The organism is Streptomyces sp. NPDC056948, from assembly GCF_042674225.1.
Classification (GTDB): Bacteria; Actinomycetota; Actinomycetes; order Streptomycetales; family Streptomycetaceae; genus Streptomyces; species Streptomyces purpurascens.
This window is the reverse complement of the sequence record NZ_JBHUQX010000720.1, coordinates 1-2,472: the sequence shown is the minus strand read 5'-3', so window position 1 is coordinate 2,472 and position 2,472 is coordinate 1. Positions and strand designations below refer to the sequence as shown.

General features: G+C 71.8%; 1 protein-coding gene. It reads right to left on the bottom strand.

The genetic code is table 11. The features are described from left to right. Positions 1–44: 44 nt before the first annotated feature. The coding region (gene glgB, locus ACFTZL_RS43965) for a 1,4-alpha-glucan branching enzyme (protein ID WP_382595981.1) at positions 45–2,472 on the bottom strand (2,428 nt) is incomplete at its 5' end.

The window sequence follows — 2,472 nt, the reverse complement described above, 5'->3', positions numbered from 1 at the left end:
CCTCCCGTCACAGAGGTGTCACAGGTCGCCGGAGGCCTGTCGATTCACGCCGGGCGCAGCCACACCGTCGACAGCGGCGGCAGGGTCAGACGGATGCTGGCCGGGCGGCCGTGCCAGGGCTGGGCCTCGGGCTTGACCGGGTCGGGGTTGGTGATGTCGCTGCCGCCGTAGCGGGCGGCGTCGGTGTTCACGGCCTCGTGCCAGGCGGGGACGTCCTCGGGCACGCCCAGGCGGTAGTCCTGGCGGATGACCGGCGCGAAGTTCGACACCGCCAGGATCGGGGTGCCCTCCGGGTCCAGCCTGAGGAACGCGAGGACGTTGTCGTCGGCGGCGTCCCCGACGATCCACTCGAAACCGGCCGGGTCGGTGTCGAGGCGCCACAGCGCCGGGGTGGCCCGGTAGACGGTGTTGAGGTCGCGGACCAGGTCACGCACGCCCCGGTGGTCGGGCTCGGCCCCGTAGCCGGGGTCCAGCAGCCACCAGTCCGGGCCGTGCGCCTCCGACCACTCGGCGCCCTGGGCGAACTCCTGCCCCATGAACAGCAGTTGCTTGCCCGGGTGGGCCCACATGAAGCCGAGGTAGGCCCGGTGTCCGGCCCGCTGCTGCCACCAGTCGCCGGGCATCTTCGACACCAGGGAGCGCTTGCCGTGCACCACCTCGTCGTGGGAGATCGGCAGGACGTAGTTCTCGCTGTACGCGTACACCATCGAGAAGGTCATCTCGTGGTGGTGGTACTTGCGGTGCACCGGCTCATGGGTCATGTACTGGAGCGAGTCGTGCATCCAGCCCATGTTCCACTTCAGCCCGAAACCGAGCCCGCCGAAGCCGCTCGGGCCCTCGTGGTGGGTGGCCCGCGTGACCCCGTCCCAGGCGGTCGACTCCTCGGCGATCGTGACCACGCCGGGCACCCTGCGGTACACCGTCGCGTTCATCTCCTGCAGGAACGCCACCGCGTCCAGGTTCTCCCGGCCGCCGTGCTCGTTGGGCGTCCACTGCCCCGCCTCGCGCGAGTAGTCGAGGTAGAGCATGGACGCCACCGCGTCCACCCGCAGCCCGTCGATATGGAACTCCTCGCACCAGTACAGGGCGTTCGAGACCAGGAAGTTGCGCACCTCCCGCCGCCCGAAGTCGAACTCCAGCGTGCCCCAGTCGGGATGCGCGGCCCGCAGCGGATCCGCGTGCTCGTACAGAGGCCGCCCGTCGAACTCGGCCAGCGCCCAGTCGTCCCGCGGGAAATGGGCCGGCACCCAGTCCATGAGGACGCCGATCCCGGCCCGGTGCAGCGAGTCGACCAGGTGCCGGAAGTCGTCCGGGGTGCCGAGGCGGGCCGTCGGCGCGTAGAAGCCGGTGACCTGGTAGCCCCAGGAGCCGCCGAACGGATGCTCCGCGACCGGCATCAGCTCGACGTGCGTGAAGCCCAGGTTCTTCACGTACCCCGGGAGCTGATCGGCCAGTTGCCGGTACGTCAGTCCCGGGCGCCAGGAGGCCAGATGCACCTCGTACACGGAGAACGGCGCCTCGTGCGCCGGGGCCTGAGCACGCCGGTCCAGCCACTCGGCGTCGCCCCACTCGTACTCCGAGGACGTGATGACCGACGAGGTCGCGGGCGGCACCTCCGTGCGGCGGGCCAGCGGGTCGGCGCGCAGCGTCCTGGAACCGTCGGGGCGGGTGATGTCGAACTTGTACAGCTCGCCCTCGCCGATGTCCGGCAGGAACAGCTCCCACACGCCCGACGAGCCCAGCGACCGCATGGCGTGGCCGGTGCCGTCCCAGAAGTTGAAGGTGCCGGCGACGCGCACGCCGCGCGCGTTCGGCGCCCACACCGAGAAACGGGTGCCGGTCACGCCCTCGTGGGTCGTCGGGTGCGCGCCCAGCGCCGTCCACAGCTCCTCGTGCCGGCCCTCGCCGATCAGATGCAGGTCGAGGTCGCCCAGCGTGGGCAGGAAGCGGTAGGCGTCCTCGGTGTCCAGGACCGTGCCCTCGTACGTGACGAGCAGCCGGTACACCGGCACCTCCCGCAGCGGCAGCAGCCCGGAGAAGAACCCCTCCCCGTCGTCGTGCAGCTCCGCCCGCAGTTCCCCGGCGACGACGGTCACCGACAGGGCGTACGGCCGGAACGCCCGGAACGCGACCCCGCCGGGCACGGGGTGCGCGCCGAGCACGGTGTGCGGGTCGTGATGCGTCCCGCCGAGCAGCCGCTCCCGGTCCACCGCGTCGACCGCGGGCGAGACGGCGATCTCCATCTCCGGCGGGACGACCTGGGCGGGGGCGGCCTTCCGGGCAGCGGCCTTTCCGGCGCCCGCGGTCTCGGCAGGGGCCTTCTTGGCGGGGGCCTTCTTCGCCGCGGCCTTCTTGGCAGGGGGGTTGGCGGCCGTGGTCCTGGTGGCCGCGGCCTTCGCGGTGGTGGCCTTCTTGGCGGCGGCCTTCGTGGTCGTCGCCTTCTTCGCGGCCGTCTTCTTCACGGTCGTCTTC